This window comes from Pseudomonas sp. 9_2_1 (assembly GCF_059295275.1).
Window position 1 is genome coordinate 4,332,622 of sequence record NZ_CM181239.1, and the last position, 24,963, is coordinate 4,357,584.

The window sequence follows — 24,963 nt, forward strand, 5'->3', positions numbered from 1 at the left end:
CCGTCACTTCCCCATGGTTCAACTGCCCGGACGTATCATGCGCAGCCGCCTGTTACATATTGCATCCTGCCTGCTGCTTACCGCTGCCACCTGCGCGGCGCAGGCCACCGACCTTGCCTCGCAACGCCAGTACTATGACGAGGCCAAGCGTGCGCTGGCCAAGGGCGACAAAGGCCCGTACCTGCGTTACGCCCAAGCCCTCAGCGACTACCCGCTGACGCCGTATCTGGCCTACGACGAGCTTACCGCACGCCTTAAAAGCGCCAGCAACCAGGAGATCGAAGGCTTCCTGGCCAAGCATGGCGACCTGCCCCAGGCCAACTGGATGAAACTGCGCTGGTTGCGCTGGCTGGCCGAGCGCGGCGAGTGGGATACCTTCGTCAAGTACTACGACCCCAAGCTCAACTTCACTGAACTGGACTGCCTCAACGGCCAGTACCAGCTCAGCCACGGCCTGCGGGCCGAGGGGTACGCCACCGCCAACAAGCTGTGGAGCGTCGGCAAGTCGCAACCTGCCGCGTGTGACACGCTGTTCGGCATGTGGGCAGCCGAAGGCCAGCTGACCGAGGCCAAGCGCTGGGAACGCACCAAGCTGGCCGCCCAGGCGCGCAACTACGCCTTGGCCAACAACCTGGTCAAGACCTTGACCACCCTCGGCCCGCAGGGGCGCCTGCTGGTCGACGTGGCGCAGAAGCCCGAACTGCTCAACCAGCCGTCGCGCTTTACCCCGGTCAACGAAGCGATGTCCGACGTGGTCAGCCTCGGCCTGCGTCGCCTGGCTCGGCAGGACCCGGAGCGGGCCATGGCGCTGCTCGACGACTACGCCCAGCGCATGCACTTCTCCCGTGACGAAAAGGTCGCCATCGCCCGTGAAATCGGCCTTACCCTGGCACGCCGCTACGACCCGCGCGCGCTCGACCTGATGACCCGCTACGACCCGGAACTGCGTGACAACACCGTCAGCGAATGGCGCCTGCGCCTGCTGCTGCGCCTGGCCCGCTGGGAAGACGCCTACGAACTGACCAGGCGCCTGCCTCAGGACCTGGCCAGCAGCAGCCGCTGGAAATACTGGCAGGCCCGCAGCCTGGAGCTGGCCCAGCCGAACAACCCGCAGATCCCGCTGCTGTACAAGACCGTGGCGCGCGAGCGCGACTTTTATGGCTTCCTCGCTGCCGACCGGGCGCAAACGCCGTACCAGCTGAACAACAAGCCGCTGGTGTTGAGCCCGCAACTGGTCAAGAAGGTACGCAACACGCCGGGCATCCAGCGTGCACTGGAGTTTCACGCGCGCGGCCAGATCGTCGAAGGCCGCCGCGAGTGGTACCACGTCAGCCGCCACTTCAGCCGTGACGAAATGGTTGCCCAGGCACGCCTTGGCTATGACCTGCGCTGGTACTTCCCGGCCATCCGTACCATTAGCCAGGCGCAATACTGGGACGACCTGGACATCCGCTTCCCGATGGCCCACCGCGACACCCTGGTGCGCGAAGCCAAGGTCCGCGGCCTGCATTCGAGCTGGGTATTCGCCATCACTCGCCAGGAAAGTGCCTTCATGGAGGACGCACGCTCCCCGGTGGGCGCCAGCGGCCTGATGCAGCTGATGCCGGCCACGGCCAAGGAAACCGCGCGCAAGTTCAGCATTCCGCTGGCGTCACCGGCACAGGTGCTCAACCCGGACAAGAACATCCAGCTGGGCGCGGCCTACCTAAGCCAGGTGCACAGCCAGTTCAACGGCAACCGGGTGCTCGCCTCGGCGGCGTACAATGCCGGGCCCGGCCGCGTGCGGCAGTGGCTCAAAGGCGCCAAGCACCTGAGCTTCGATGTGTGGGTAGAGTCGATTCCGTTCGACGAAACGCGCCAGTATGTGCAGAACGTGCTGTCGTATTCGGTGATCTACGGGCAGAAGCTCAACTCACCGCAGCCGCTGGTGGACTGGCATGAGCGGTATTTCGATGACATGTAAGGCTTCCTGAGTCTGTACCGGCCCTGTCGCCGGCAAACCAGTTCCCACAGGTAAGGCACATGTGTTCGAACCTGTGACGAATCTGTGGGAGCTGGCTTGCCGGCGACAGGGCCAGTACAGGCAACACATTCACTCCAGAACTTCCACCTGCATGCCTACTTCAAGCCAGCCACTGCCATCCACCGCCAGGTTCTGCCCGAAAAGCACATCGCCCTCTTTCTCGCGGAAGGTCTTCAGCGTCGCCATTGGTTCACGGTCAGCGCTGCGCTCCCCGGTTGTTGGGTCGATTGTGGTGAACACACAACGCACGCTGGGCTTGAGCACTCGGAACTCCAGGCTGCCGATGCGGATGCGCTTCCAGCCATCTTCGGCGAACGCTTCAGCGCCCTGCACCACCATGTTCGGCCGGAAACGCAGCATCTCCATCGGTCGGCCAATGCGCTGGTTGAGCGCCTCCAGCGAACCCTGGCCAATCAGCAGCAACGGGAAGCCATCCGGAAACGCCGCCCGGTCACTGTTGAAGCCATAGCCATTTGGCAAGTAACGCGCCCGCTGCTCCGGGCAATGCACCAGCCGCACGGCCTTGCCCAGCAACTCGCTCAGCCAGGCCGCCGCGGCATCGCCAGCGTCCGGCACGCGCAGGGTGTCGCGCCAGAGCGTGACCCCGCGCAGGGCCTCATCGGCAGCAGGTACAGGCACCCTCAATGGGTCCAGCCCGGGCGCCTGTAGCAGTAACTGGCCGTTTTCGTCATCGCGCGCCTGCAGCTGGCCAAGTTGCGGCCAGGCGCGCTGGGTCAGGAAGCGTCCGTTATCTTCCTCCACCACCATCCAGCGCCGGTCGCCCTGCAAACCCAACACACCCACCGGTGAGGTTTGCAGGCTTTGCGCCTGGCCAGACTTCACCGGGTATCGATACAGCTCACTGAGAAACATCCCTGCCGCCTCGCTTCATGCCGAAAAACCCAGCTTATACCCGGCAGAGGCAAGGATCACGCAGTGGCGGCATCCAGCAGCAGGCGTTGCTTGACCACATCGACCAGGCGATCGGGCTGGAACTTGGACAGGAAGTTGTCGCAGCCCACCTTCTTCACCATCGACTCGTTGAAGCTGCCCGAGAGCGAGGTGTGCAGCACCACGTAAAGCTGACGCAGGCGGGCATCGCTGCGGATTTCGGTGGTAAGCCGGTAACCGTCCATTTCCGGCATTTCAGCGTCGGTAAACACCATTAGCAGCTTCTGGCACACGTCCTCACCGGCATCGGCCCAGGCCTTGAGCATGCGCAGCGCCTTCAGGCCATCACTGGCCACGTGCAGCTTCATGCCCAGCTGGGACAAGGTGTCGCGCAACTGCGCCAGGGCCACGCTGGAGTCGTCCACAAGCAGGACCTCGCGGCCGCAGGCGCGGGCCAGCACCGGGTCGGCGAGCTTTTCGCCAGACACCCGGGCGTTGTACGGTACGATCTCGGCCAGCACTTTCTCCACATCGATCACCTCCACCAGCTGCTCATCGACCTTGGTGATGGCGGTCAGGTAGTGCTGGCGCCCGGCACTGGAAGGCGGCGGCATGATCGATTCCCAGTTCATGTTGACGATGCGGTCGACCCCCCCCACCAGAAACGCCTGCACCGAGCGGTTGTATTCGGTGACGATGATGGTGCTGTCCGGCGTCGGCTGCAGCGGGCGCATGCCGATCGCCTGGGACAGGTCGATCACCGGCAAGGTCTGCCCCCGCAGGTTGACCACACCACAGACGAAGGCATGACGCTGAGGCATCAGGGTCAGCTTGGGCAGCTGCAGCACTTCCTGGACCTTGAACACGTTGATCGCGAACAACTGACGGCCTGCCAGGCGGAACATCAGAATTTCCAGGCGGTTCTCACCCACCAATTGTGTACGTTGGTCTACCGTGTCGAGAATGCCGGCCATTGGAAAACCCCCAGGCTTCAGTCGAAAAAAGTGTAATCATTCAAGCGTTATCGGCGGCTTCGCGCACACCTTGACCCTTGTCGGAAAATGCGCCAAAGACAATTGATATCACTTTACCATCATGCTTTACTGCGGGCGTCCCAGGGTAAATCGAAGGGGTCGCAAAAGTTCCCCGCCTTAGCCCCGCATCAGGGAAACCCTTAGCGGCAATCGGGCGTAACCTGATGTTCGCGATATCCTTTAGCCATTAATGTGACGCCATTCTCATTGCATGAATGGAGTCAGGCTTTTGCTAGCTATCGTTTTGGCGTGCCCACCCCCTGCGCCTACCTCACGCGCGGGGACCTGAAGATGGACACTGCCTTATCGTTCGATGAAGCCCTGCAGGGCTTCATGCTGGATGCCCAGCTACTGCTGACCCAGGCACAGGAATGCCTGCAGCATCTGGAACTGATCGACAACGACCCGGACGCTTGCCACGGCCTGGGCAACGCCCTCGACAGCCTTGCCCGAAAGGCCACGCGCCTGGGCCTGCGTGAAGTCGCTCACTACACCACCGCCTTGCAACAATTGCTCGCCCCGGTGTGTCATGGCGGCCACCTGCAACGTGAAGCCCTGCCCGCGACAGCGGCATGCCTGACCTTGCTGGCCTGGCAGCTGGAGCTGGCCGACCGCCGCACCGGGCGTCTCAACCTGGACATCGGCGAGCAGCTGGTGCTGCTGAGCGAATTGGCCAAGGTCGTGCAACAACCCTTCGCACCCGCCTGCGGCTCCTGTGACGAACAAGGCAGCGTGTGCATCCACCCCCATACGGACACGGCGCCTCCCCCATACCAGAGCCGCGCGTCGCGTACACACTAACCCGACGCAAAGTGTAACTAAGCACGCTTATTCAAGCTCCACCCTGGTCGAACTTGGAAAGTTCATCCAAGTTCGGCCGCCTTCGGACGGGCCAAGTTGAAGCCTTGCCGAGCAAGTTACATGGCAAGTGCATGCCAGCCAATCAAGAGATGGCATTTTGCTAGCCGCCAACCCCCGACCAGCAGGCGTTTCAAAGCATTACCCAGCCGCGACCGATGCAATGCGAAGTGGTAATATGCGCCCCTACAGACGCTTGCAACCTGAACAAAGGTTGAAAGATCACATGCTCGAAAAAACGTCGAAAGTACTGCGCCAAAGCCTCTGACCAGCATTGTGCAAGGCCTCCATCAGCACTACTTCAGTGGCTTCCCCAACTATGTTCCCACGCTTGAAAACTTCTTTGCGTTGTTGCTCCCGTGCTGCCCTGCTGCGCTGGACGACGGTCGGGCTGTGCGTGGCCTCGCTGGTCGCCAACGTGGTGCTGTACCTGGCCGACCAGGTCATCCCGACCAGCCTGGTGATACTGCAGCTGGCCGCCACGCTGTGTGCGGCCGTGCATCTGGGCCTGAGCGCGAGATCGATCAGCCTGCGCCCGGCAGAGCTGGCCGAGCGCATGCTGAAGGTGCAGGAAGACGAACGGCAGCACCTGAGCCGGGAACTGCACGACGACATCGGCCAGCTGCTCACCGCCGCCAAGCTGCAATTGCAGTGGCTGCAACGGCGCATGCCGGATGAGCTGCAGGGCCACTGCGACGCACTGCGCAACACCCTGGATGACACCTTGGGCAACGTGCGCGACGTGTCTGCCCTGCTCAACCCGCGGCAACTGGCCAGCCTTGGCCTGGAAGCGGGCCTGCGCGCGCACCTTGTGCGCACCCTGGCCAGCAGCGACGTGCATTGGAGCCTGGCGTGCAATCAGCGCCTGGGCGGTATCGACGAGGACGTGGCCATGGCCGTGTTCCGTATCACCCAGGAAGCCGTGACCAACATGTTGCGCCACGCCCAGGCCCACAATCTGGTCATCCGCTTGCAACGCACTGCCGAGGGGCTGGCGCTGTCGATCCATGATGATGGCCGTGGTTTCGTTCCCGGCCCGCATCCGGACAACGCCGGCCAGCGTGGCCTGGCCGGCATGCAAGATCGGGTCACGGCGCTGCAGGGCCGCCTCGACATCACCAGCCACCTTGGCGCGGGGACGCGGATCGAGGCGGTGTTCCCGTGGGCTGCGCGCACCCAGCAACGCGCCAGGAGTACTGCTGCACATGACCTGTAGATTGCTGCTGGTGGACGACCATTCGCTGATTCGTGCCGGGGTCCGCGCGCTGGTCTGCGACATCCCCGGCTATGACGTGATCGGCGAAGCCGACGACGGCAACCAGCTGCTTGAGCAGGTGCGCACGTTGGCGCCGGACATCGCCTTGCTGGACATCTCCATGCGTTCGACCAGCGGCCTGGACGCACTCACCCAGCTGCGTGCCAGCGGCAGTACCTGCAAGGTACTGATCCTGTCGATGCACACCGATCCAGACCTGATCATGCGTGCGCTGGAAAGCGGCGCGCATGGTTACTTGCTCAAGGACACCAGCGCCGCCGAGCTTGAGCAGGCCCTGGGAGCGGTGCGCAACGGCGAGCGCTACCTCAGCCCGGCCATCGCCCATACCGTCATCAACCAGGCGCTACGGCACACCAAGCCGGGCAAGCAAGGCGGTGGCGAGCGGCACAACCTCACCGCCCGCCAGCTTGAAATCCTGCGCCTGATCGTGCGCGGCAAATCCACCCGGGAAATCGCCGCCGGGCTTGGCCTTTCGATCAAGACGGTGGAAACCCACCGCTCGCAGATCATGAAGCGCCTGCAGATTCATGACGTGGCGGGCCTGGTGCTGTTCGCCGTGCGCGAGAAAATCATCAGCCTGGACGACTGAGCAAGGGCGACCCTGCCGGCAGGTGCAGGCGCAGCGCAGCAGGCCTGGCCTGAAAGCGCAGGTTGTCGGCCTGCAAGGGTTCGCCATCAAGGTTGATGTCCAGGCCCCGCGAGCTCTTGATCTCGACCCAGGGCAACCTGGCCCGCACGAACAGGCCATCACCGACCAGCAAGTCGCGTAGCGCACCCACCACCTCTTGCGGCGCGGGCAGGATGGCGATGTCGAGCAAGCCGTCGTTGACCACAGCCTCCGGGCACAGCGCCTGGCCGCCTCCCGCCTGGCGGCCATTGCCGATGCCCAGCGCCAGCAAGTCCCCTTGCCAGTGAAAGTCCGGCCCTTGGAGCTCCACCGAAGCTGCCTGCAGCTCGCTGAAGCGCGACAGCCCGGTGAACAGGTAAGCGGCGGCGCCCAGTACCTTTTTCAAGTCTTCGGAAGTATTGGCCGTTACCTGGCTGCCAAAGCCCCCCGTGGCCATGTTGAGGAACAACTGGTCGCCGGCCTGGCCCAGGTCGATTGGCTGTGCCGGAACGTTCAGCAGGGCCAGTGCCGTGGCGGGCTCCAGGGGGATGCCGGCGGCTTTGGCGAAATCGTTCGCGGTACCCAGCGGCAACAGCGCCAGGCTGGCCTCGGTCCCCGCCAGCCCCATGGCCTCGGCCACATCACGCAATGTGCCGTCCCCGCCACCGGCGACAATGTGCGTGTAATCCGCCGCCAGCGCTTCAGCGACCAGGCGCTGGGCGTCACCCGCCTCCCAGGTGACCCGCACATCCAGCGCCCAGCCGCTATCGCGCAGGTCGTGCACGGCACTGCGCAGTTCTTCGTTCATTGCCTGTTTGCCGTGCAGGATCAGCATTGCCTTGCGCCCTTGCATGTGCGCGTCTCCGTAAGTTGGCCAACCCTGATCTCGACCACTGCTGCCTATCGATCGTTGCATGCCACCTGAAAAAAACAGGCCAGGCCCTGCTGCCAGTCAGGGGCTAATGGGGCTGCTGCACAGCCCCTCGCCGGCAAGCCATGCGCCGTACTTGTGGGAACCTGGCTTGCCGGCGATGGGCCGCAAAGCGGCACCAATTGCTTGACTGGCTGGCATCAAGCCGCTCCGAGCAAGGCAATTGATCGCGCCGGGCGGTCATTTTTCCCACGCTTCGGAATGCCCGTCTATGCTCAGCAAATACCCTCTAGTGCCATGGACGCGCCCCGTATCCGCAGCCTTCAGCGAGGATTTCGCGTCATGCGCATTCTCTGGACCTTGCCATACCTGCCCTGGCCCACTACCAGCGGCAGCAAGACCCGGCAATACCACCTGCTACGTGCATTGGCACAGCACGGCCACCGCATCACCCTGTTGGTGCAGTCGAAAATCCCCCTAAGCGATGCCGCCCGCGATGCCCTGGAGCCGTTGGTCGAACGGTTGATCGTGCTGCCACGCCGTGCGCTGCACAGCCCGCTCAACCTGCTTGCCTCACCCATCATCGACTACCCCATGCGCGCGATCATCAATGGCCTGTCGCCTTGTCTGCGACACCGTTTCGAGCAGTTGCTGGACGAGCCCTGGGATGTGATCCAGATCGAGCACAGCTACAGCTTCCAGCCCTTCGAAAAAGCCCTTCAGGCCCGCGGGCTGCCCTACATGCTCAGCGAGCACACGCTGGAGTCGGTGATGGGCGGTGCCAGCCACGACCGCCTGCCGCTGTGGTTGCGCCCGCTCAATGCCTTTGACCGCTGGCGCTACCGGCGCTGGGAACACCGGGTGCTGCGCCAGCCCACCGAACTGGTGGCGGTCAGCGCCCACGATGCAGAGTTGATAGAGCAAATCAGCGGGCGCCCGGTGAACGTGGTGGTCAATGGCGTGGACTGTGATTTCTACCAGCACGTGCAACCCGCCCTGCACAGCCAGCGCCTGCTGTTTGTCGGCAACTTCGAGTATGGCGCCAATCTGGAGGCCATCGAGTGGGCTCTGGAAGACATCATGCCGCAGGTGTGGATGAGCAACCCGGCGGTGCGCCTGGCGATCGCCGGGAATGCCATGCCGGCAAGCTGGAAACTGCACTGGAACGACCCACGCATCGAATGGCTTGGCTACCGCCCAGACCTGCGTGAACTGCAGCGGCGTTCGGCGCTGTTCTTTGCGCCGCTGCGTTACGCCGGCGGCTCCAAGGTGAAAATCCTCGAAGCGATGGCCGCCGGGCTGCCGGTGATCACTACCGGCAAAGGCGTCTCGGGCCTATCGGCCAACAACGGCGAGCACTACCTGGGCAGTGATGACAGCGACCAGCTGGCGCTGCTGATCACCCAGTTGCTCAATCAGCCCTGGCGCATGAGCCAGTTGAGCGATGCCGGGCGCCTGTTCGCCCGCCAGCGCCACGACTGGAGCGTGGCCGCGCAGCAACTGGAGAACGTGCACATGCGCCTGACCCAGGCGGCATCGGCCCAGACCGCGCCGCTGGCCAGTGCGTGGCTGGAGCGCTCAGCCAAGTAGCTCGCTGAACGGGATGAACGGCACACTGTCGCCCTGCTTCGGCGTGCTGCCTTCGCGCACCTCCACCAGCCCTTCGGCCCACGCCGCGCTGCGCAGCACTCCCGAACTCTGGTTCTTGTAGATGCGCACCTGGCCCTGCTCGATGCGCGCCCGCAAGTACTCGCGACGTGTTCCCGCCTTGGGCCAGTCGAAGCCTGCCGGCATGTCGAAACGCAGCGGCGTGACATCCACCACACCCTGGCGCCGCAGCAGATAGGGACGGGTCAGCAGGCCGAACGTGACCAGGGTCGAGGCCGGATTGCCAGGCAGCCCGATCACCGGCACGCCCCGGAAGTGCCCGAAGGTCAGCGGTTTGCCCGGTTTTATCGCCAGCTTCCACAAGGCCAGCTCGCCGGCTTCGCGCAGGGCCGCACCCAGGTAGTCGGCCTCGCCCACCGAGACCCCGCCGGTAGACAGGATCAGGTCGACCCCGCCCAGCCCGGCCAGGCAGGCACGGGTAAGAGCCAGGTCATCCGGCAGGATGCCGGCATCGACTACCTCACAGCCCAGCCTCTGCAACCAGCTGACCAACAGCCGACGGTTGCTGTTGTAGATTTGCCCAGGCCCCAGCGGCAGGCCGGGTTCGACCAGTTCGTCACCGGTGGAGAGCACCGCCACGCGCACTTTGCGGACCACGTCCAGGCGGCCATGGCCCAATGTGGCAGCCAGACCAAGCTCGATCGGCCCCAGCCGGGTCCCGGCGCTCATCACCTGCTCGCCTTTACGGGTTTCCTGGCCCTGAGGGCGAATGTTCTGCTGGGCTTGCAACGGCTCCAGAAAGCGCACCCGGCCGTCTTCAAGCACCTCGGTGTTTTCCTGCATCTCGACACAGTCGGCACCTTCCGGTACTGGCGCCCCGGTAAAGATGCGCGCACAGGTGCCCGGTTGCAGAGGCTGCGGTGCATGGCCGGCGAAAATCCGCTGGCTGACCGGCAACGCCTGGCCCTGCCAATCGGCCAGGCGCAGGGCATAACCGTCCATGGCACTGTTCGGCCAGGGCGGCAGATCGAGCGAGGCCACCAGGTCGGTGGCCAGCACACGGCCTTCGGCCTCGGCCAGCGGCAGGTTCTCGGTCTCGCCGATCGGTGCCGCCTCGGCTAACGCCAGCAGCTGCTCCAGGGCCTGTTCCACCGGCATCAGCGGCCGGGCCTGGTTAGCCTCAGCCACGGCTGTCACAGGCCGCTGCCTGCTTCAGGTGCGGCACGAAGTTGCACGGGCGATGACGGACGTCGAGCTGCTCGGCGAGGATACCGTCCCAGCCGGTGCGCACGGCGTTGGTAGACCCCGGCAGGCAGCACACCAGGGTGCCGTTGGCCAGCCCGGCCAGCGCGCGCGACTGCACGGTGGAGGTGCCAATGTCCGCTACGGAAATCTGCCGGAACAGCTCGCCAAAACCGTCCACCTGCTTGTCCAGCAGGCAGGCCACGGCTTCGGGCGTGCTGTCGCGGCCGGTGAAACCGGTGCCGCCGGTGATCAGCACCACTTGCACGTTGTCATCGGCGATCCAGGTGGCGACCTGGGCGCGGATCTTGTACAGGTCGTCCTTCAGCAGCACGCGCTCGGCCAGGCGATGGCCGGCTGCGCTCAGGCGGTCGACGAACAGCTGGCCGGAGGTGTCGGTGTCGAAGGTGCGGGTGTCACTGACCGTCAGCACGGCGATGTGCAGCGGCACGAAAGGGGTATCTGCCTTGGCTTTCATGGGGTCCGTCACAAGAAGATGGGATGGCCGCAGTTATATCACAGCGCACCTTTCCCAGCGTGGCGACCAGCTGCCTTGCCCTGGATCAACGGGACGGATTTGTCGCTATGCTGCACTGAAAAGGAACTTGCACCAACGTGTTGCGTCATAACTGTCATCTGGCACCATCGCACTGGAGAAACACGATGATCAAACGGACCCTCCCCGCTTTCCTGCTCGCCCTGGGCCTGGGCGCCCTCGCCGGCTGCTCGACCCCAAGCGTCATCACCCTCAATGATGGCCGCGAAATCCAGGCAACCGACAAACCCTCCTATGATGAAGACTCTGGCTTCTACGAATTCGAGCAACTGGACGGCAAGCGCACGCGCCTGAACAAGGACCAGATCCGCACCGTCAAAGAGCTCTGATCAAGTCGCCTGTTTTGGTCAGCGGCCGTTGAACGACAAGGGCTTGCGGGCCAAAACGGGATGCAGTAGGATTTTCGCCATCGGAGTGTAGCGCAGCCAGGTAGCGCGTCTCGTTCGGGACGAGAAGGCCGCAGGTTCGAATCCTGTCTCTCCGACCAGATCCTGCTCAAAAAGCCCGCCTTGCGCGGGCTTTTTAGTGCCCGGTCAGGCGCTCAGGCGCGAGGTGACCTCACCCAGCTGCCCCGACAGCCCATGCAGGCGCTGCCCTGCCTGTTCGGTGTGCTGCACCGCTTCCTGGTTGGCTGTGGCAATGCGGGTGATTTCGATCAGGTTGCGCGAGATGTCCTCGGCCACGCTGGTCTGTTCCTCGGCCGCCGTGGCGATCTGCCGGTTCATGTCGCGGATCGCCTCCACTGCCAGGGTGATGCGCTGCAGCATCTGCCCGGCCTGCTGCACCTGCTCGGCCCCTTCCTCACTGCGCTGCTGGCCGCTTTCAATGGCCTTGACCGCTTCCACCGCCCCCGACTGCACCGCTTCGATGATCTGGTGGATCTCGGCAATCGATGCCGCCGTGCGCTGGGCCAGGCTGCGTACTTCGTCGGCCACGACCGCAAAGCCACGCCCGGCCTCCCCCGCGCGGGCCGCTTCGATGGCCGCATTGAGTGCCAGCAGGTTGGTTTGTTCGGCAATGCCGCGGATCACTTCAAGCACCTTGCCGATGCGCGTGCTGTCATGTTCCAGGTCGCGGATCACCGCCGCCGTGCCAGCGATTTCGCGGTTGACCACGCCAATGATGTCGATGGTCTGCTGCATGACCTGTTCGCCCGCCTGGGCGCTGTGGTCGGCATCATCCGCCGCGCGGGCGGCTTCCGCGGCATGGCGGGCGACTTCCTGGGCGGTAGCGGACATCTCGTGCATGGCCGTGGCCACCTGGTCGGTACGCTGGAACTGGTCGTGGGTACCTCGGGCCATGTCCCCGGCAATGCTGCGCAACTGGCCGCTGGCGCCTTCCAGTTCCTGGGCGTTGTCCTGCAGCCGGCCTACGGTGTCGGCGAGGAAGTCGCGCAGGGTGTTGGCCGCCCGCGCCAGGCGCCCCAGTTCGTCCTCGCGGCGGCTGTCGACACGGGCGGCGAAACGGCCCTGGCTAAGCTGCGCGACATACTCGATCAACTGGCGAATCGGCTCGATCAGGCTGCGGTTCACCAGCCACAGGCTGAGCAGCCCCACCAGTACCGCCGAGGCCAGCATCACCAGCAGGCCCAGCCATACGGTGCGGTCGGCGCTGGCATTGATGCGGGCCGCACGCTGGCTCGCGTCCGCCCGCAGTTGCTCGACCAGCTCGCTCATCTGCTCGCTGGCGGCGCGGTCAACCCCCTTCACCGCCTGGTCGCCCGCTACCGGGTCGCCCCCCGCAGCGAGAAACGCCTGCCGGCCTTGCGCGTAGGCCTGGCCCAGCTGGCGATGGGTCTCGCGCAGCTGCTGCAGCGGCGCCTTGAGCCGCGCATCGCTGCTGTCGATCAGTTGCCCGAGCAGTTGTTGCACCTGCTGTTCGCGGGCCTGGAACTGCTGCCAGTACTTGTCCATGTCAGCCGGCTGGCGCCCGCGCAACAGCACGTTCTTCCATTCCTGCACCTGGATCTTGAACTGCAGGTTGGCCTCGTCGATCAATTGCGAGGCACGCAGGGGCCCGTCGACCAGTTCGGCATAACTGCGCACGCTCGACGACAGGAACTGGAAGCACACCAGGGCGATCAGCAGCATCGCGACCAGGCTGCCACCGAGCAGCGAGAGAATTTGCACTCTGAGGGATTTACGCAACATCGAGGGTCTCGGAACCAGGGGGAGAAAGCGGGCCAAAAAAAAGCTGCCATCAAGCAATGGCAGCCAGGTCGAGCACTTACGCAACAGTTGAGTTGAATACTCTCAGGCAATTACTACAGAAATATTACAGAGCAACGACAGCCTACCCCGAAGTGAACTGCAAAGCGGCCAACCGCGCATAAAGCGGGCTTTCCTCGATCAACTGGCGATGAGTGCCCACTGCCACCAGCCGGCCCTTGTCGATGACCGCAATACGCTCGGCATGCTGCACCGTAGCCAGTCGATGCGCGATCACAAGGGTGGTGCGCCCGGCCATCAGGCTGGGCAGCGCCTGCTGGATCAGGTGTTCGCTCTGCGCATCGAGGGCACTGGTGGCTTCGTCCAGCAACAGGATCGGCGCGTCGACCAACAGCGCCCTGGCAATCGCCAGGCGTTGCCGCTGCCCACCCGACAAGCCGATGCCGCCCTCGCCCAGTGGCGTCTGGTAGCCCTGCGGCAGCTGGCGGATGAATTCATCGGCATGGGCGCCCTTGGCCGCGGCTTCGACCTCGGCCATGGTCGCGTCGGGCCGGCCGTAGCGAATATTGGCCTCGACCGTGCCACGAAACAGTGAGGGGTTTTGCGCCACCAGGGCGAACTGCCGGCGCAACTGGTCGGGGTCGAGCGCGGTGATCGCCTGGCCATCGAGCAGGATGCGCCCTTGCTGGGGGTCGTAAAAGCGCAGCAGCAAATCGAACAGGGTCGACTTGCCTGCCCCCGACGGGCCTACCAGGGCCACGGTCTGCCCAGGCTCGATGGCCAGGCTGAGGCCATCGATAGCCGCCACCGATGGCCGTGAAGGGTAGGCAAACACCAACTCCTGCAGCTCGATGCGCCCGCTGGCGCGCTGCTGCGGCAGTGTCAGCGCCGTGGTCGGGGGCAGGATTGCGCTACGCGCAGCCAGCAGTTCGGCGATGCGTTCGGCAGCCCCCGCTGCACGTTGCAACTCGCCGATCACTTCGCTGAGCGTGCCGAAAGCGCTGCCCACGATAAGGCTGTAGAACACGAATGCCGCCAGCTCGCCGGCGGATATGCGCCCGGCGATGACGTCCATGCCACCTACCCACAACATCACCCCGACCGCCCCCAGCACCAGTACGATGACCAGGGTGATCAACCAGGCACGCTGGGCAATGCGCTGCCGGGCCACGGCAAACGCCGCCTCGACCGTGCCTGCGAACAACTGGCGGTCCAACCCCTGGTGGTTGTAGGCCTGCACGGTCTTGATCTGCCCCAGGGTTTCGGCCACGTAGCTGCCCACATCCGCCACCCGGTCCTGGCTTTGCCGCGACAGGCTGCGTACCCGGCGGCCAAACAGCAGGATCGGCGCCAGCACCAGCGGCAAGGCCACCACCACGATACTGGTGAGCTTGGGGTTAGTGATGAACAGCAGCACCACACCGCCGATGACCATCAGCGCGTTGCGCAGGAACATCGACAACGATGAGCCGATCACCGATTGCAGCAAGGTGGTGTCGGCGGTCAGCCGCGACTGGATTTCGGAGCTGCGGTTGTCTTCGAAAAACCCCGGGTGCAGGCCGATCAGGTGGTCGAACACGGCACGGCGAATATCGGCCACGCAACGCTCGCCAATCCACGATACCAGGTAGAAACGGCTGAACGTGCCCACAGCCAAAGCCAGCACCAGCAGCAGGAACAACCCGATGGTCTGGTTGAGCTGGTGCGCGGAGCGGGTCATGAACCCCTGGTCCACCAGCAGGCGTATGCCTTGGCCCATCGACAGGGTAATGCCGGCAGTGACCACCAGCGCCAGCAAGGCCAGCAGCACCTGGCGGCGATAAGGGCGAACGAACTGCCAGGCCAGGCGCAAGGCCCGGCGTTGGCGCGGGGAAACCGATTCGGGCATGACTGCAACCACAATGGCGGGGAAGCCGCAGACTACCACTCATCCAGGCCGTGGGAACGGGTGCAGGTTGCTATAACCGATCGATCTAACCTGGCTATGGAGGTTTATCCTGGTTTCTGTTGGACTGGTTGTGCCGGGATGCGGCCGCTGTCACAGGCCAGTCACGGCGCAAGGTTACCTTGAGCTTGTACCTGATGAGGAGACAATGCATGAGCTTGCAGCACAACAGCGACAACCAGAAGCCCCGGACCACCCCGCAACCGCAGGTGTGCGGTTCGATCATCGACGGCCAGGGGCGCGAAGTGCCAATCACCGAGCAGATGATCCAGCAGGCCTGCGAGGACCTGGAAAAAAGCCGGCGCGAGCGCGTGCGCAAAGGTTGATCGGCGAATTTATTGCAACCCGGCCTTCGCGCCGGGTTTTTATTTGCCTGAATACTGTGCCGGCCTCTTCGCGGGTGAACCCGCTCCCACAGGGATTCCACAGGACCTGAGCCAGGTCAGGTTGCTGTGGGAGCGGGTTCACCCGCGAAGAGGCCGGTAGAGCTTGCAATACTCTGTCAGACCAGCACGCCACCCAAAGCGCTGACCAGCTGCGCAAGCTGTGGTGACTCCCCACGCAAGCGCACCGCCAACCCCTCGATCTCGCGCCGGGGCGGATACTGCTTGCGCAACTGGTCAAACGCCGCCCGCTGTTGCTGCGGGTCGTCGCTGAGGCTGCGACGGAAATCAGCATCGTCCCGACGTGGGTCGTACACCGCGCGGCACAGTGTCGCCAGCGCCCAGGCCAGGTCTGTGCTGGCATCCAGCTCGATCTGCGCGAGCGACGGCCGGGGTAGCAGATCAGCCAGCTGCACTTGCTCGTCCACCCCCAGGAAGCGGCACAGCGCCTGGTAGATCTGCGCCGTGCCACGCTGGCGGCCGTCGAGGCTGTAACCGGCGATGTGTGGCGAAGCCAGGGTGCACAGGTCGGCCAGTTGCAGGTCGACCTGCGGTTCGCCCTCCCACACATCCAGCACCGCATGCACGTCCTCACGGTCCAGTAGCAGTTCGCGCAGGGCGGCGTTGTCCACCACCGGACCGCGGCTGGCGTTTACCAGCCAGGCACCCGGACGAAGCTGGGCCAGTTGCGCCTGGCCCAGCAAGTGCCAGGTCGGGTGCTCGCCAGCGTGCTGCAACGGAGTATGCAGGCTGATCACATCGCATCGTTGAAGGATGGTTTCGAGGCTGACGTAATCGCCACCTTCGGCGGCCTGGCGCAGCGGGTCGCACACCATCACGTTCCAGCCCAGCCCGTGCAGCACGCGCACCAGGCGACCGCCGACTTCACCGGCGCCGACCACGCCGTAGGTGCGCTCGGGCAGTGCCACGCCATCCAGTTCGGCCAGGGTCAGCAGGCTGCCCAGCACGTAATCGACGACGCCGCGGGCATTGCAGCCCGGCGCGCTGCTCCAGCGGATGCCGGCTTCGGCAAAGTAGTCCAGGTCCAGGTGATCGGTGCCGATGGTGCAGGTGCCTACAAAGCGTACCCGGCTGCCTTCGAGCAACTGACGGTCGACTTTGGTTACTGACCGCACCAGCAGGATGTCGGCATCCTTTACGCTGGCGGCATCGAGGCTTCGGCCGGGGTAGCGGCGTATTTCACCGAAACCCTGGAAGAAGGCATCGAGCAGCGGGATGTTCTCGTCGGCAACTATCAGCATGGCGCTCTCCTGTCTGGGGAACGCAGTGTAGGCGCAACGTGGGGCGTGTTCCAGAGCGTTTCAGTCGGCTTTCTTGCGGATCCAGTACAGGAATGTGCCGGCGTCTTCTTGCTGCTGAAGCAGTTCGTGGCCGAGGAAGTTGCAGAATTTGGGGATGTCGCGGCGGGTCGACGGGTCGGTGGCGATGACCTTGAGCAGGCCACCGGCGGCCAGGTCACGTACGTGCTGGTGCAGCATCATTACAGGTTCCGGGCAGTTCAGGCCGGTGGCGTCGAGGACGGCGTCAGGGGTGAAGTCGGTCATGTGGGGCTCCGCAAATGATCGTCATTGTCGCGCATCGCGCGACGTCGTCCAAGCACCGGCTGCGAACCTGGCTCCAAGGTTCAGGTTCAAGTTCAGGTTCAGGTTCAAGTTCAAGTTCAAGTTCAAGTTCAAGGTTCAAGCCATGGGCATTCACATCAAGTAGACATTCGTTAGCGAGGGTGGCGCTGAGTCACCTTTCCGCCCTTACGGCGGGTCACTTTTGTCTTGGCAAAAGTAACCAAAACCGCCCGCTCCCATCATCCGGCCCCTACGCTGCGCTGCGGGGTTCCCTCGCTCCGGGCTTGCTCCCGGGAGGACCGCGCTGCAGGCCCCATCCTGGGGCCCAGCGCTTGACGGGCATCCATGCCCGTCACCTCCCTCCGCAAGCCCTGCGCTCGGCCTCCTGAAGTCGCAACCTGTGTCGCCTGGACTATCGCGCGCTTAGAAGCAAAAGCCGAAGCAAAGCAAGAGCAGAAGCTGTTGCTGTTGCTGTTGCTGTTGCTGTTGCTGTTGCTGTAGATCTTGATCTTGATCTTGATCTTCGCGACTTCAGGAGGCCGAACGCAGGCCTTGCGGAGGGAGGTGACGGGCATGGATGCCCGTCAAGCGCTGGGCCCCAGGATGGGGCCTGCAGCGCGGTCCTCCCGGGAGCAAGGCCGGAGTGAGGGGACCCCGAAGCGCAGCGTAGGGGCCGGATGATGGGAGCGAGCGGTTTTTGGTTACTTTTTTCCAAGAAAAAAAGTGACTCGCCGTAAGGGCGAAAAGGTGAGTAAGCGTCGCCATCGCAAATGGACTGTTCGCTGCATCAAAACCGGCGCATAAGTTTCAAACTTCAAACTTCAAGCTTCAAGCTTCAAGCTCTCACGCTCAGCGCGCCTTCAGATCAAGCCTGCGCAAGTGACAGGTCACTTCCTCCCGATCGTGATACAGCTGCTTGCAAGCAATCGACACCCGAATCTTGCGCGCCTTGAACGTCGCCTCCATGCGATCAAGCAACCGCCGCACTTCGGCATAACGCTGCTTCATCGGCAGCTTCAGGTTGACCACCGCCTCGCGACACAACCCCTCCCCCAGCCAGGTCTCGATCAGCGAGGTAGTGCGCGCCGGCTTCTCGACAATGTCGCACACCATCCAGTCCACCGGATGCTTCGGCTGCCAGGTAAACCCATCAGCCATCAGGTGCTGGACCAGCCCGGTGTCCATCAGGCTTTCGGCCATCGGCCCGTTATCGATGGCCGTCACCAGCATCCCCCGGCGAACCAGCTGGTACGTCCAGCCACCCGGCGAGGCACCCAGGTCGACACCGGTCATGTCATCGCCCAGACGCTGCTCCCACTGCTCGCGCGGGATGAACTGGTGCCAGGCCTCTTCCAGCTTGAGGGTCGAACGACTGGGCGCCTCGCGGGGAAACTTCAGGCGCGGAATGCCCATGGGCCACAGCGCGCTGTTGTTGGCGGCGGCAACACCGGCAAATACCCGCCGGCCGCTGATAAAGGTCAGCAGCAGCCGTGGCCGGTTGGCGTCGTCGACCAGGCGGCCGGCTTTTTCCATGGCCTTGCGCAGCGGCACTTCGAACTTGCGGCAAAAGGTGGACAGTTCCTTGCCATCGTTGCTGTCCAGCACCTCCAGCCACAGGCTGCCGAACACCGGCATGTCGGCCAAATGGGCCAGCAGCACACTGATGCGGTCGGTTTCCGGCAGCTCGACAAAACCACCACGGGCCCACTGCCGCGGGAAAATCAGCTGGTTGAAGCGCAACTCCCCCATCAAGCGCTCGGCACCGCCGTCCTCGCTGCAGACAAACTCGGCACTGGCGCTTTGCGGCTTGCCTTTGGCATAGCCAGCAACACCCAGGCGGGCGGCGTGTTCGCTGATTTCGGCGCACACCTCGCCCTCGAAACCGGGCCGGCAATGCATGAACAGGGTATTCATCTCTCACTCCACTACGGCGGGCGCGCAACAGGCGCCGGCAGGGCGGCGATGATAAAGGAAGTTCGGAACCTGCGACACGCCCCGCCGGTCCAGAAAAGGGTCAGGGGCCATAAACCGGTCTAACCTGACCATTCAGCCAGGTCCGTGCCGTGCGGACCGATACACAACGGTGCTACCGGCAAACCCTGAGTAATTGCCGGGCACCGGCGCAGAAGGAGTTGGCAATGCCCTCGCTCGATAGCCTGAACACCCTCAAGCCCCTCAAGGTCGGCGATCAGACCTACCATTACTTCAGCCTTGCTGAGGCTGCCCGCCAGCTGGGTGATCTGCAGCGCCTGCCCATGTCGCTGAAGGTGCTGCTGGAAAACCTGCTGCGCTGGGAAGACGGCAAGACCGTCAGCGGCGACGACCTGCGCGCCGTCGCCCAGTGGCTGAGCGATCGGCGCTCCGATCGCGAAATCCAGTACCGCCCGGCACGGGTGCTGATGCAGGACTTTACCGGCGTGCCGGCGGTGGTCGACCTGGCCGCCATGCGCGCGGCCATGGCCAAGGCCGGTGGCGACCCACAGCGGATCAACCCGCTGTCCCCCGTTGACCTGGTCATCGACCACTCGGTGATGGTCGACCGCTACGGCACCCCGCAGGCATTCAGCGAAAACGTCGATATCGAAATGCAGCGCAATGGCGAGCGCTACGCGTTCCTGCGTTGGGGCCAGAGCGCCTTTGACAACTTCCGCGTGGTGCCGCCGGGTACCGGCATCTGCCACCAGGTGAACCTGGAATATCTGGGCCGCACGGTCTGGACCCGCGAAGCAGATGGCCGCACCTATGCCTTCCCCGACACGCTGGTCGGCACCGATTCGCACACCACCATGATCAATGGCCTTGGCGTACTAGGCTGGGGTGTCGGCGGCATCGAGGCAGAGGCAGCCATGCTCGGCCAGCCCGTGTCGATGCTGATCCCTGAAGTGATTGGATTCAAGCTGACCGGCAAGTTGCGCGAAGGCATCACCGCCACCGACCTGGTGCTGACAGTCACCCAGATGCTGCGCAAGAAAGGCGTGGTGGGCAAGTTCGTGGAATTCTACGGCGACGGCCTGGCTGAGCTGCCCTTGGCCGACCGCGCTACCATTGCCAACATGGCCCCCGAATACGGCGCCACCTGTGGGTTCTTCCCGGTCGACCAGGTCACACTGGACTACCTGCGCCTTTCCGGCCGCCCCGAGGCGACCGTGCAACTGGTCGAGCAATACTGCAAAACCCAAGGCCTGTGGCGCCTGCCGGGCCAGGAGCCGCTGTTCAGCGACAGCCTGGCGCTGGACATGCACCAGGTCGAAGCCAGCCTGGCCGGGCCGAAACGGCCGCAGGACCGTGTGGCGCTGGGCGAGGTCAGCCAAGCCTTCAACCATTTCATCGAGCTGCAACCCAAACCGCTGGCCAAGGAAGTCGGCCGCCTGGAAAGCGAAGGCGGCGGTGGCGTGGCGGTGGGCAACGCCGATCAGGCCGGCGAGATTGATTACACCCATCAGGAGCAGACTCACACCCTGCGTGATGGGGCCGTGGTAATCGCCGCGATCACCTCGTGCACCAACACCTCCAACCCCAGCGTGATGATGGCCGCCGGCCTGGTGGCGAAAAAGGCCCTGGAAAAAGGCCTGAAACGCAAGCCGTGGGTCAAGAGCTCGCTGGCGCCGGGCTCCAAGGTCGTCACCGAGTACTTCAACGCAGCCGGGCTCACCCCGTACCTCGACCAGCTGGGCTTCGACCTGGTCGGTTACGGCTGCACTACCTGCATCGGCAACTCCGGGCCGCTGGACGAGCCGATCGAGAAGGCCATCGGCAGCGCCGACCTGACCGTGGCCTCGGTGCTGTCCGGCAATCGCAACTTCGAAGGACGCGTGCACCCCTTGGTCAAGACCAACTGGCTGGCCTCGCCGCCCCTGGTAGTGGCCTACGCCCTGGCCGGTAGCGTGCGCCTGGACCTTACCCGTGACCCACTCGGCACCGGCAAGGACGGCCACCCTGTCTACCTGCGCGACATCTGGCCCACCCAGCAGGAAATCGCCGAGGCCGTGGCCAAGGTCGACACGGCAATGTTCCACAAGGAGTACGCCGAAGTGTTCGCCGGCGATGCCCAATGGCAAGCCATCGAGGTGCCACAGGCTGCGACCTATGTGTGGCAGGCGGACTCCACCTATATCCAGCACCCGCCCTTCTTCGACGGCATCGGCGGCCCGCCGCCGCAGATCGCCGACATTCATGACGCGCGGATTCTGGCGCTGCTGGGCGACTCGGTGACCACCGACCACATTTCACCCGCCGGCAACATCAAGGCCGACAGCCCCGCCGGACGTTACCTGCGCGAGCAGGGTGTAGAGCCACGCGACTTCAACTCCTATGGCTCACGGCGTGGCAACCATGAGGTGATGATGCGTGGCACCTTTGCCAACATCCGTATCCGCAACGAAATGCTGGCGGGCGAGGAAGGTGGCAACACCCTGCACATCCCCAGCGGCGACAAACTGTCGATCTATGACGCGGCCATGCGCTACCAGCAGGAAGGCACCCCGCTGGTGGTGATCGCCGGCCAGGAATACGGCACCGGCTCAAGCCGCGACTGGGCGGCCAAGGGCACCAATCTGCTGGGGGTCAAGGCTGTGCTGGCGGAAAGTTTCGAGCGCATCCACCGCTCCAACCTGGTGGGCATGGGTGTACTGCCGCTGCAGTTCACGGCCGGGCACGATCGCAAGCAACTGGGGCTGACCGGGAACGAGAAAATCGATGTATTAGGCCTGGACAGCGCGCAAATCCGTCCCGGCATGAGCCTGCCCCTGCGCATCACCCGCGCGGATGGGCAGCAGGAGCAGATCGAGGTGCTGTGCCGGATCGACACCCTGAACGAGGTTGAATACTTCAAGGCGGGTGGAATTCTGCATTATGTGCTGCGCCAACTGATCGCGGGCTGAGGCGGCAGGTCTGGCTCTGGATTCCAGGTGCTCCTGAGATCGGGCGCCGCCTGCGCGGCGCTCGATCTGACAAAAATATCCATTCAACAAAAGCCGTGGCTTGCCGATACCTCTCCAAAGCCCTGCGGACTTACAAGCCATGCGTAACAACCAGCCGATTACCCAGAGAGAACGGACTTTCCCTGCCCAGCAGCGGTTGATCTCCACCACCAATGCCAAAGGCGTGATTACCTACTGCAACGATGCCTTCATCGATATCAGTGGTTTCACCCGCGAAGAGCTGACCGGCGCACCGCACAACCTGGTCCGCCATCCCGACGTTCCGCCTGCCGTGTTCGCCCATATGTGGCAAACGCTCAAACAGGGCCAGCCGTGGATGGGGATCGTCAAGAACCGTTGCAAGTCCGGCGACCATTACTGGGTCAACGCCTATGTCACGCCGATCTACGACAACAACCAGGTCGTCGGCTTCGAGTCGGTGCGGGTCAAACCCACTGCCGAACAGATCCGTCGCGCCGAGGCGTTGTACCAGCGCCTCAACCAGGGCAAGCCGGCGGTGCCGCGCCGTGACAAGTGGCTGCCCGTGCTGCAGGACTGGCTGCCGTTCATCCTGATCAGCCAGATGGGCTTCCTGATCGGTAACTGGCTTGGCCATTCCTGGGGCTTCGCCCTGGCCGCCGGGCTTTCGGTTCCGCTCGGGCTACTCGGCCTGAGCTGGCAGCAGCGCGGCCTCAAGCGCCTGCTGCGCCTGGCCGAACAAACCACCTCCGACCCACTGATCGCGCAGATGTTCACCGACAGCCGGGGCGTGCAGGCGCGCCTGGAAATGGCCATGCTCAGCCAGGACGCGCGCATGAAAACCTGCCTGACCCGCTTGCAGGACAGTGCCGAGCACCTCAGTGACCAGGCCCGTCAGTCCGATGCCCTGGCGCACAAAAGCTCTTCGGGCCTGGAGCGCCAGCGGGTAGAAACCGAGCAGGTCGCCGCAGCGGTCAACCAGATGGCAGCCACCACCCAGGAAGTGGCCAACCACGTGCAACGCACCGCCGATGCCACCCAGGAAGCCAACCGCCTGACCACCCAGGGCCGGCAGATTGCCGGGGAAACCCGCGAAGCCATTGAACGCCTGTCGGCGGCAGTGGGCGAAACCGGCCAGACGGTCACGCAACTGGCCAAGGACAGCGACGAGATTGGTGGCGTGGTCGATGTGATCAAGGGCATTGCCGACCAGACCAATCTGCTGGCGCTGAACGCGGCCATCGAGGCGGCGCGAGCCGGGGAAATGGGCCGCGGCTTTGCCGTGGTGGCCGACGAGGTGCGGCAGTTGGCACAGCGTACCGCTGAATCCACCGGGCAGATCCATGGCCTGATCGCCAAGCTGCAACAAACCGCCAGCAATGCCGTGCTGACCATGGAAACCGGTCACCGCCAGGCGCAGGAAGGGGTCGACCGGGTGATGCAGGCTGACGAAGCCCTGGTGGGCATCAGCGAAGCGGTCGCCAACATCACCGACATGGCCACCCAGATTGCTGCCGCAACCGAAGAACAGACGGCGGTCGCAGACGAGATCAGCCGTAACATCAGCACCATCGCCGAACTGGCCGACCAGACCGCCGAACAGGCGCAGCACTCGGCCCTGCTCAGCGAGGAGCTGACCAGCACGGCGGGTAGCCAGTACTCGCTGGTGGAACGGTTCAACCGCTAAGGGCAGAGCCTGACGTTCGATGCAGGCGCGGGCTTAGCCGCGCCTGCATGTCGCTGCTTACCAATCCAGCTGCAAGCGGCTCTCGAAACAGCGCACTTCCCCGCTCAACGGGTCCTCGAAGCGCAGGCTCTGGGCCAGAAGTTTCAGCGGCCGCTGGTAGTCATCTTCCACCTGTAGCAACTGCGGATAGAACGGGTCGTTGCTGATCCCGGCGCCCAGGGCGGCCATGTGCACACGTAGCTGATGGGTCTTGCCCGTCACCGGCGACAACCCGTAGCGCCACAACTCCCCATTCTTCTCCAGCACTTCGGCCAGGGTTTCGCTGTTGGCCTCCCCTTCTACTTCATGCATGCGGAAGAACGGCTCGCCATGGACCAGGCGGCTTTTGTGCACCAACGGAAACGCACGCTGCGGCATGGCAGCAGCAATGGCCTGATAGCGCTTGTCGATGCGCCGTTCGGGGAACAGCCGCTGGTAGGCACTGCGGGTGTGCGGGTTGGCGGAAAACAGCACAAGCCCGGCGGTATGCCGGTCGATGCGGTGCAACGGCACCAGGTGCGGGTTGCCCAAGCGGCGGATCAGCCGGCGCAGCAAGGTATGCTCGACGTACTCCCCGGTCGGCGTCACCGGCAGAAAGTGCGGCTTGTCGGCCACCACCAGGTGCTCGTCCACGTGCAGCACCACCTCCTGCACCGGAATCGGCCGTTCGTTTGGCACTTCGCGAAAGTAGTGCACACGCATGCCCCGCTTGTAGGGCAATTCGGCCGCAATCGCCCGGCCGCAGGCATCCAGCACGCGGCCACGGGCAAACCGGTCGAGCCACTGGTCCCGGTCGATGGCCTTGAAGTGATCACACAGGCAGTCGAGAACCGTCGCCCAGTTACCGGGTGGCAGGCATACCGTACTGGCTTGCTGGTGGGCGGGGTCGAAAGAGGGGGTCATGGCACTACTCGAAACGATCACGGCCGCGCATTATCGCCCAAGCCCACGCCCTCAACCAGCCTGGGAAATCGCCTCGCTGCGTTCCTTGAGCCAGCGCAGCACCTGCACCGGCTCCCAGCGACCAGGGTCGTAGAGTGCGTAAAGCAACCCCTGGTAACCCACCACGTCCAGCCCACGGTGGTAGCCGGCGCGCTGGAACAAGGCCTCGATTTCGGCAAAGCAGGTATTGAAATGGACCTTGCCAAATGGCGTGCGGTCATCGGTCACCAGGCCTTCGAGGCGCAGTTCCAGAACGGCGTCGGCCACCCGGTCCACGGGCATTCGGTTGACGCTGTACTTGAGTTGCTCGACGTTGAGCATGCTGTTACCTCGATACTGTATTTATATACAG

22 protein-coding genes, 1 tRNA gene and 1 pseudogene are annotated in these 24,963 nt (G+C 64.1%); 11 read left to right on the forward strand and 13 right to left on the reverse strand.

Annotated elements, in window-relative coordinates:
• Nucleotides 1-37: 37 nt before the first annotated feature.
• A complete protein-coding gene (locus AC5O5I_RS19740; protein ID WP_172224938.1) occupies nt 38-1,963 on the forward strand; it encodes a transglycosylase SLT domain-containing protein in 1,926 nt (641 codons plus the stop codon).
• A 129-nt stretch (nt 1,964-2,092) separates the two neighbouring features.
• Here the strand turns inward: AC5O5I_RS19740 and AC5O5I_RS19745 are convergent, their stop codons facing one another.
• Nucleotides 2,093-2,896, reverse strand: coding sequence for an MOSC domain-containing protein (locus AC5O5I_RS19745; RefSeq protein WP_172224935.1), 804 nt, complete (start codon nt 2,894-2,896; stop codon nt 2,093-2,095).
• 56 nt (nt 2,897-2,952) lie between these two features.
• Nucleotides 2,953-3,888 carry a chemotaxis protein CheV gene (locus AC5O5I_RS19750; RefSeq protein WP_494511411.1) on the reverse strand — a complete coding sequence of 312 codons (936 nt, stop codon included), beginning with the start codon at nt 3,886-3,888 and terminating at the stop codon, nt 2,953-2,955.
• Nucleotides 3,889-4,239: 351 nt separating this feature from the next.
• Between AC5O5I_RS19750 and AC5O5I_RS19755 the strand changes: the two genes are divergently transcribed.
• The 3 genes from AC5O5I_RS19755 (at nt 4,240) to AC5O5I_RS19765 (ending at nt 6,671) form a co-directional block, all read left to right on the forward strand.
• On the forward strand, nt 4,240-4,749 hold the full coding sequence (locus tag AC5O5I_RS19755; RefSeq protein WP_494511412.1) for a histidine kinase: 510 nt from the start codon (nt 4,240-4,242) through the stop codon (nt 4,747-4,749).
• Between the two features lie 376 nt (nt 4,750-5,125).
• On the forward strand, nt 5,126-6,022 hold the full coding sequence (locus AC5O5I_RS19760; protein ID WP_172224960.1) for a sensor histidine kinase: 897 nt from the start codon (nt 5,126-5,128) through the stop codon (nt 6,020-6,022).
• Nucleotides 6,012-6,671, forward strand: a complete 660-nt coding sequence (locus AC5O5I_RS19765; protein WP_172224927.1) for a response regulator — start codon at nt 6,012-6,014, stop codon at nt 6,669-6,671. The genes AC5O5I_RS19760 and AC5O5I_RS19765 overlap by 11 nt, the downstream gene beginning before the upstream one ends.
• Here the strand turns inward: AC5O5I_RS19765 and yegS are convergent.
• Complete coding sequence (yegS, locus tag AC5O5I_RS19770) at nt 6,655-7,542, reverse strand: lipid kinase YegS (RefSeq protein ID WP_494511413.1); 888 nt, start codon at nt 7,540-7,542, stop codon at nt 6,655-6,657. The two genes, AC5O5I_RS19765 and yegS, sit on opposite strands and share 17 nt — an antisense overlap.
• A gap of 360 nt (nt 7,543-7,902) precedes the next feature.
• On the opposite strand from yegS, the gene AC5O5I_RS19775 reads away from it, so the two are divergent.
• Complete coding sequence (locus AC5O5I_RS19775) at nt 7,903-9,150, forward strand: glycosyltransferase family 4 protein (protein ID WP_494511414.1); 1,248 nt, start codon at nt 7,903-7,905, stop codon at nt 9,148-9,150.
• Here AC5O5I_RS19775 and AC5O5I_RS19780 read toward each other — a convergent pair.
• Both AC5O5I_RS19780 and moaB read right to left on the reverse strand, forming a co-directional pair.
• A complete protein-coding gene (locus AC5O5I_RS19780; protein WP_172224918.1) occupies nt 9,139-10,365 on the reverse strand; it encodes a molybdopterin molybdotransferase MoeA in 1,227 nt (408 codons plus the stop codon). The two genes, AC5O5I_RS19775 and AC5O5I_RS19780, sit on opposite strands and share 12 nt — an antisense overlap.
• Nucleotides 10,349-10,888 carry a molybdenum cofactor biosynthesis protein B gene (gene moaB / locus AC5O5I_RS19785; RefSeq protein WP_494511415.1) on the reverse strand — a complete coding sequence of 180 codons (540 nt, stop codon included), beginning with the start codon at nt 10,886-10,888 and terminating at the stop codon, nt 10,349-10,351. The genes AC5O5I_RS19780 and moaB overlap by 17 nt, the downstream gene beginning before the upstream one ends.
• A gap of 185 nt (nt 10,889-11,073) precedes the next feature.
• Between moaB and AC5O5I_RS19790 the strand changes: the two genes are divergently transcribed.
• Nucleotides 11,074-11,295, forward strand: coding sequence for a YgdI/YgdR family lipoprotein (locus AC5O5I_RS19790; RefSeq protein WP_172224912.1), 222 nt, complete (start codon nt 11,074-11,076; stop codon nt 11,293-11,295).
• A gap of 81 nt (nt 11,296-11,376) precedes the next feature.
• Nucleotides 11,377-11,453: transfer RNA gene (locus tag AC5O5I_RS19795), tRNA-Pro, on the forward strand.
• A gap of 46 nt (nt 11,454-11,499) precedes the next feature.
• Here the strand turns inward: AC5O5I_RS19795 and AC5O5I_RS19800 are convergent.
• From AC5O5I_RS19800 to AC5O5I_RS19810, 3 genes and pseudogenes are all read right to left on the reverse strand, one after another.
• A complete protein-coding gene (locus AC5O5I_RS19800) occupies nt 11,500-12,267 on the reverse strand; it encodes a methyl-accepting chemotaxis protein (protein ID WP_391132624.1) in 768 nt (255 codons plus the stop codon).
• Nucleotides 12,268-12,432: 165 nt separating this feature from the next.
• Nucleotides 12,433-13,116: pseudogene (locus AC5O5I_RS19805) on the reverse strand (methyl-accepting chemotaxis protein); the annotation flags it as partial.
• A 142-nt stretch (nt 13,117-13,258) separates the two neighbouring features.
• Complete coding sequence (locus AC5O5I_RS19810) at nt 13,259-15,022, reverse strand: ABC transporter transmembrane domain-containing protein (RefSeq protein ID WP_172224906.1); 1,764 nt, start codon at nt 15,020-15,022, stop codon at nt 13,259-13,261.
• 209 nt (nt 15,023-15,231) lie between these two features.
• Between AC5O5I_RS19810 and AC5O5I_RS19815 the strand changes: the two genes are divergently transcribed.
• Complete coding sequence (locus AC5O5I_RS19815; protein ID WP_172224903.1) at nt 15,232-15,405, forward strand: PA1571 family protein; 174 nt, start codon at nt 15,232-15,234, stop codon at nt 15,403-15,405.
• Between the two features lie 176 nt (nt 15,406-15,581).
• On the opposite strand, the gene pdxB is transcribed toward AC5O5I_RS19815, so the two are convergent.
• A complete protein-coding gene (gene pdxB / locus AC5O5I_RS19820) occupies nt 15,582-16,724 on the reverse strand; it encodes a 4-phosphoerythronate dehydrogenase PdxB (protein ID WP_172224900.1) in 1,143 nt (380 codons plus the stop codon).
• Nucleotides 16,725-16,784: 60 nt separating this feature from the next.
• Nucleotides 16,785-17,027, reverse strand: a complete 243-nt coding sequence (gene tusA, locus AC5O5I_RS19825; protein ID WP_027596647.1) for a sulfurtransferase TusA — start codon at nt 17,025-17,027, stop codon at nt 16,785-16,787.
• 363 nt (nt 17,028-17,390) lie between these two features.
• On the opposite strand from tusA, the gene AC5O5I_RS19830 reads away from it, so the two are divergent.
• The gene (locus AC5O5I_RS19830; protein WP_494512797.1) at nt 17,391-17,546 is read left to right on the forward strand and encodes a hypothetical protein; all 156 of its coding nucleotides are present in this window, start codon (nt 17,391-17,393) and stop codon (nt 17,544-17,546) included.
• Nucleotides 17,547-17,894: 348 nt separating this feature from the next.
• On the opposite strand, the gene rlmM is transcribed toward AC5O5I_RS19830, so the two are convergent.
• Nucleotides 17,895-18,959 (reverse strand): 23S rRNA (cytidine(2498)-2'-O)-methyltransferase RlmM, encoded by a 1,065-nt coding sequence (gene rlmM / locus AC5O5I_RS19835; RefSeq protein ID WP_172232018.1) that lies wholly within the window; start codon nt 18,957-18,959, stop codon nt 17,895-17,897.
• 224 nt (nt 18,960-19,183) lie between these two features.
• On the opposite strand from rlmM, the gene acnA reads away from it, so the two are divergent.
• Nucleotides 19,184-21,925, forward strand: a complete 2,742-nt coding sequence (acnA, locus tag AC5O5I_RS19840) for an aconitate hydratase AcnA (protein ID WP_172287926.1) — start codon at nt 19,184-19,186, stop codon at nt 21,923-21,925.
• A gap of 139 nt (nt 21,926-22,064) precedes the next feature.
• The gene (locus AC5O5I_RS19845; protein WP_172229123.1) at nt 22,065-23,630 is read left to right on the forward strand and encodes a methyl-accepting chemotaxis protein; all 1,566 of its coding nucleotides are present in this window, start codon (nt 22,065-22,067) and stop codon (nt 23,628-23,630) included.
• Nucleotides 23,631-23,687: 57 nt separating this feature from the next.
• Here the strand turns inward: AC5O5I_RS19845 and AC5O5I_RS19850 are convergent, their stop codons facing one another.
• Together AC5O5I_RS19850 and AC5O5I_RS19855 are read right to left on the reverse strand one after the other, a co-directional pair.
• Nucleotides 23,688-24,572 (reverse strand): pseudouridine synthase, encoded by an 885-nt coding sequence (locus AC5O5I_RS19850; RefSeq protein WP_494511416.1) that lies wholly within the window; start codon nt 24,570-24,572, stop codon nt 23,688-23,690.
• 51 nt (nt 24,573-24,623) lie between these two features.
• Nucleotides 24,624-24,932, reverse strand: coding sequence for a transcriptional regulator (locus AC5O5I_RS19855; protein WP_172229127.1), 309 nt, complete (start codon nt 24,930-24,932; stop codon nt 24,624-24,626).
• Nucleotides 24,933-24,963 lie beyond the last annotated feature (31 nt).

Bases quoted from the DNA above. Each gene is read 5' to 3' on its own strand.
- AC5O5I_RS19790 (WP_172224912.1), top strand. From the start codon at position 11,074: ATGATCAAACGGACCCTCCCCGCTTTCCTGCTCGCCCTGGGCCTGGGC.
- AC5O5I_RS19800 (WP_391132624.1), bottom strand. From the start codon at position 12,267: ATGGCCCGAGGTACCCACGACCAGTTCCAGCGTACCGACCAGGTGGCC.
- AC5O5I_RS19775 (WP_494511414.1), top strand. From the start codon at position 7,903: ATGCGCATTCTCTGGACCTTGCCATACCTGCCCTGGCCCACTACCAGC.
- AC5O5I_RS19850 (WP_494511416.1), bottom strand. From the start codon at position 24,572: ATGACCCCCTCTTTCGACCCCGCCCACCAGCAAGCCAGTACGGTATGC.
- AC5O5I_RS19815 (WP_172224903.1), top strand. From the start codon at position 15,232: ATGAGCTTGCAGCACAACAGCGACAACCAGAAGCCCCGGACCACCCCG.
- AC5O5I_RS19855 (WP_172229127.1), bottom strand. From the start codon at position 24,932: ATGCTCAACGTCGAGCAACTCAAGTACAGCGTCAACCGAATGCCCGTG.
- AC5O5I_RS19740 (WP_172224938.1), top strand. From the start codon at position 38: ATGCGCAGCCGCCTGTTACATATTGCATCCTGCCTGCTGCTTACCGCT.
- AC5O5I_RS19810 (WP_172224906.1), bottom strand. From the start codon at position 15,022: ATGCCCGAATCGGTTTCCCCGCGCCAACGCCGGGCCTTGCGCCTGGCC.
- moaB (WP_494511415.1), bottom strand. From the start codon at position 10,888: ATGAAAGCCAAGGCAGATACCCCTTTCGTGCCGCTGCACATCGCCGTG.
- acnA (WP_172287926.1), top strand. From the start codon at position 19,184: ATGCCCTCGCTCGATAGCCTGAACACCCTCAAGCCCCTCAAGGTCGGC.
- AC5O5I_RS19845 (WP_172229123.1), top strand. From the start codon at position 22,065: ATGCGTAACAACCAGCCGATTACCCAGAGAGAACGGACTTTCCCTGCC.
- AC5O5I_RS19755 (WP_494511412.1), top strand. From the start codon at position 4,240: ATGGACACTGCCTTATCGTTCGATGAAGCCCTGCAGGGCTTCATGCTG.
- AC5O5I_RS19745 (WP_172224935.1), bottom strand. From the start codon at position 2,896: ATGTTTCTCAGTGAGCTGTATCGATACCCGGTGAAGTCTGGCCAGGCG.
- AC5O5I_RS19830 (WP_494512797.1), top strand. From the start codon at position 17,391: ATGCCCGTCACCTCCCTCCGCAAGCCCTGCGCTCGGCCTCCTGAAGTC.
- yegS (WP_494511413.1), bottom strand. From the start codon at position 7,542: ATGCAAGGGCGCAAGGCAATGCTGATCCTGCACGGCAAACAGGCAATG.
- AC5O5I_RS19750 (WP_494511411.1), bottom strand. From the start codon at position 3,888: ATGGCCGGCATTCTCGACACGGTAGACCAACGTACACAATTGGTGGGT.
- AC5O5I_RS19760 (WP_172224960.1), top strand. From the start codon at position 5,126: ATGTTCCCACGCTTGAAAACTTCTTTGCGTTGTTGCTCCCGTGCTGCC.
- tusA (WP_027596647.1), bottom strand. From the start codon at position 17,027: ATGACCGACTTCACCCCTGACGCCGTCCTCGACGCCACCGGCCTGAAC.
- pdxB (WP_172224900.1), bottom strand. From the start codon at position 16,724: ATGCTGATAGTTGCCGACGAGAACATCCCGCTGCTCGATGCCTTCTTC.
- rlmM (WP_172232018.1), bottom strand. From the start codon at position 18,959: ATGAATACCCTGTTCATGCATTGCCGGCCCGGTTTCGAGGGCGAGGTG.
- AC5O5I_RS19765 (WP_172224927.1), top strand. From the start codon at position 6,012: ATGACCTGTAGATTGCTGCTGGTGGACGACCATTCGCTGATTCGTGCC.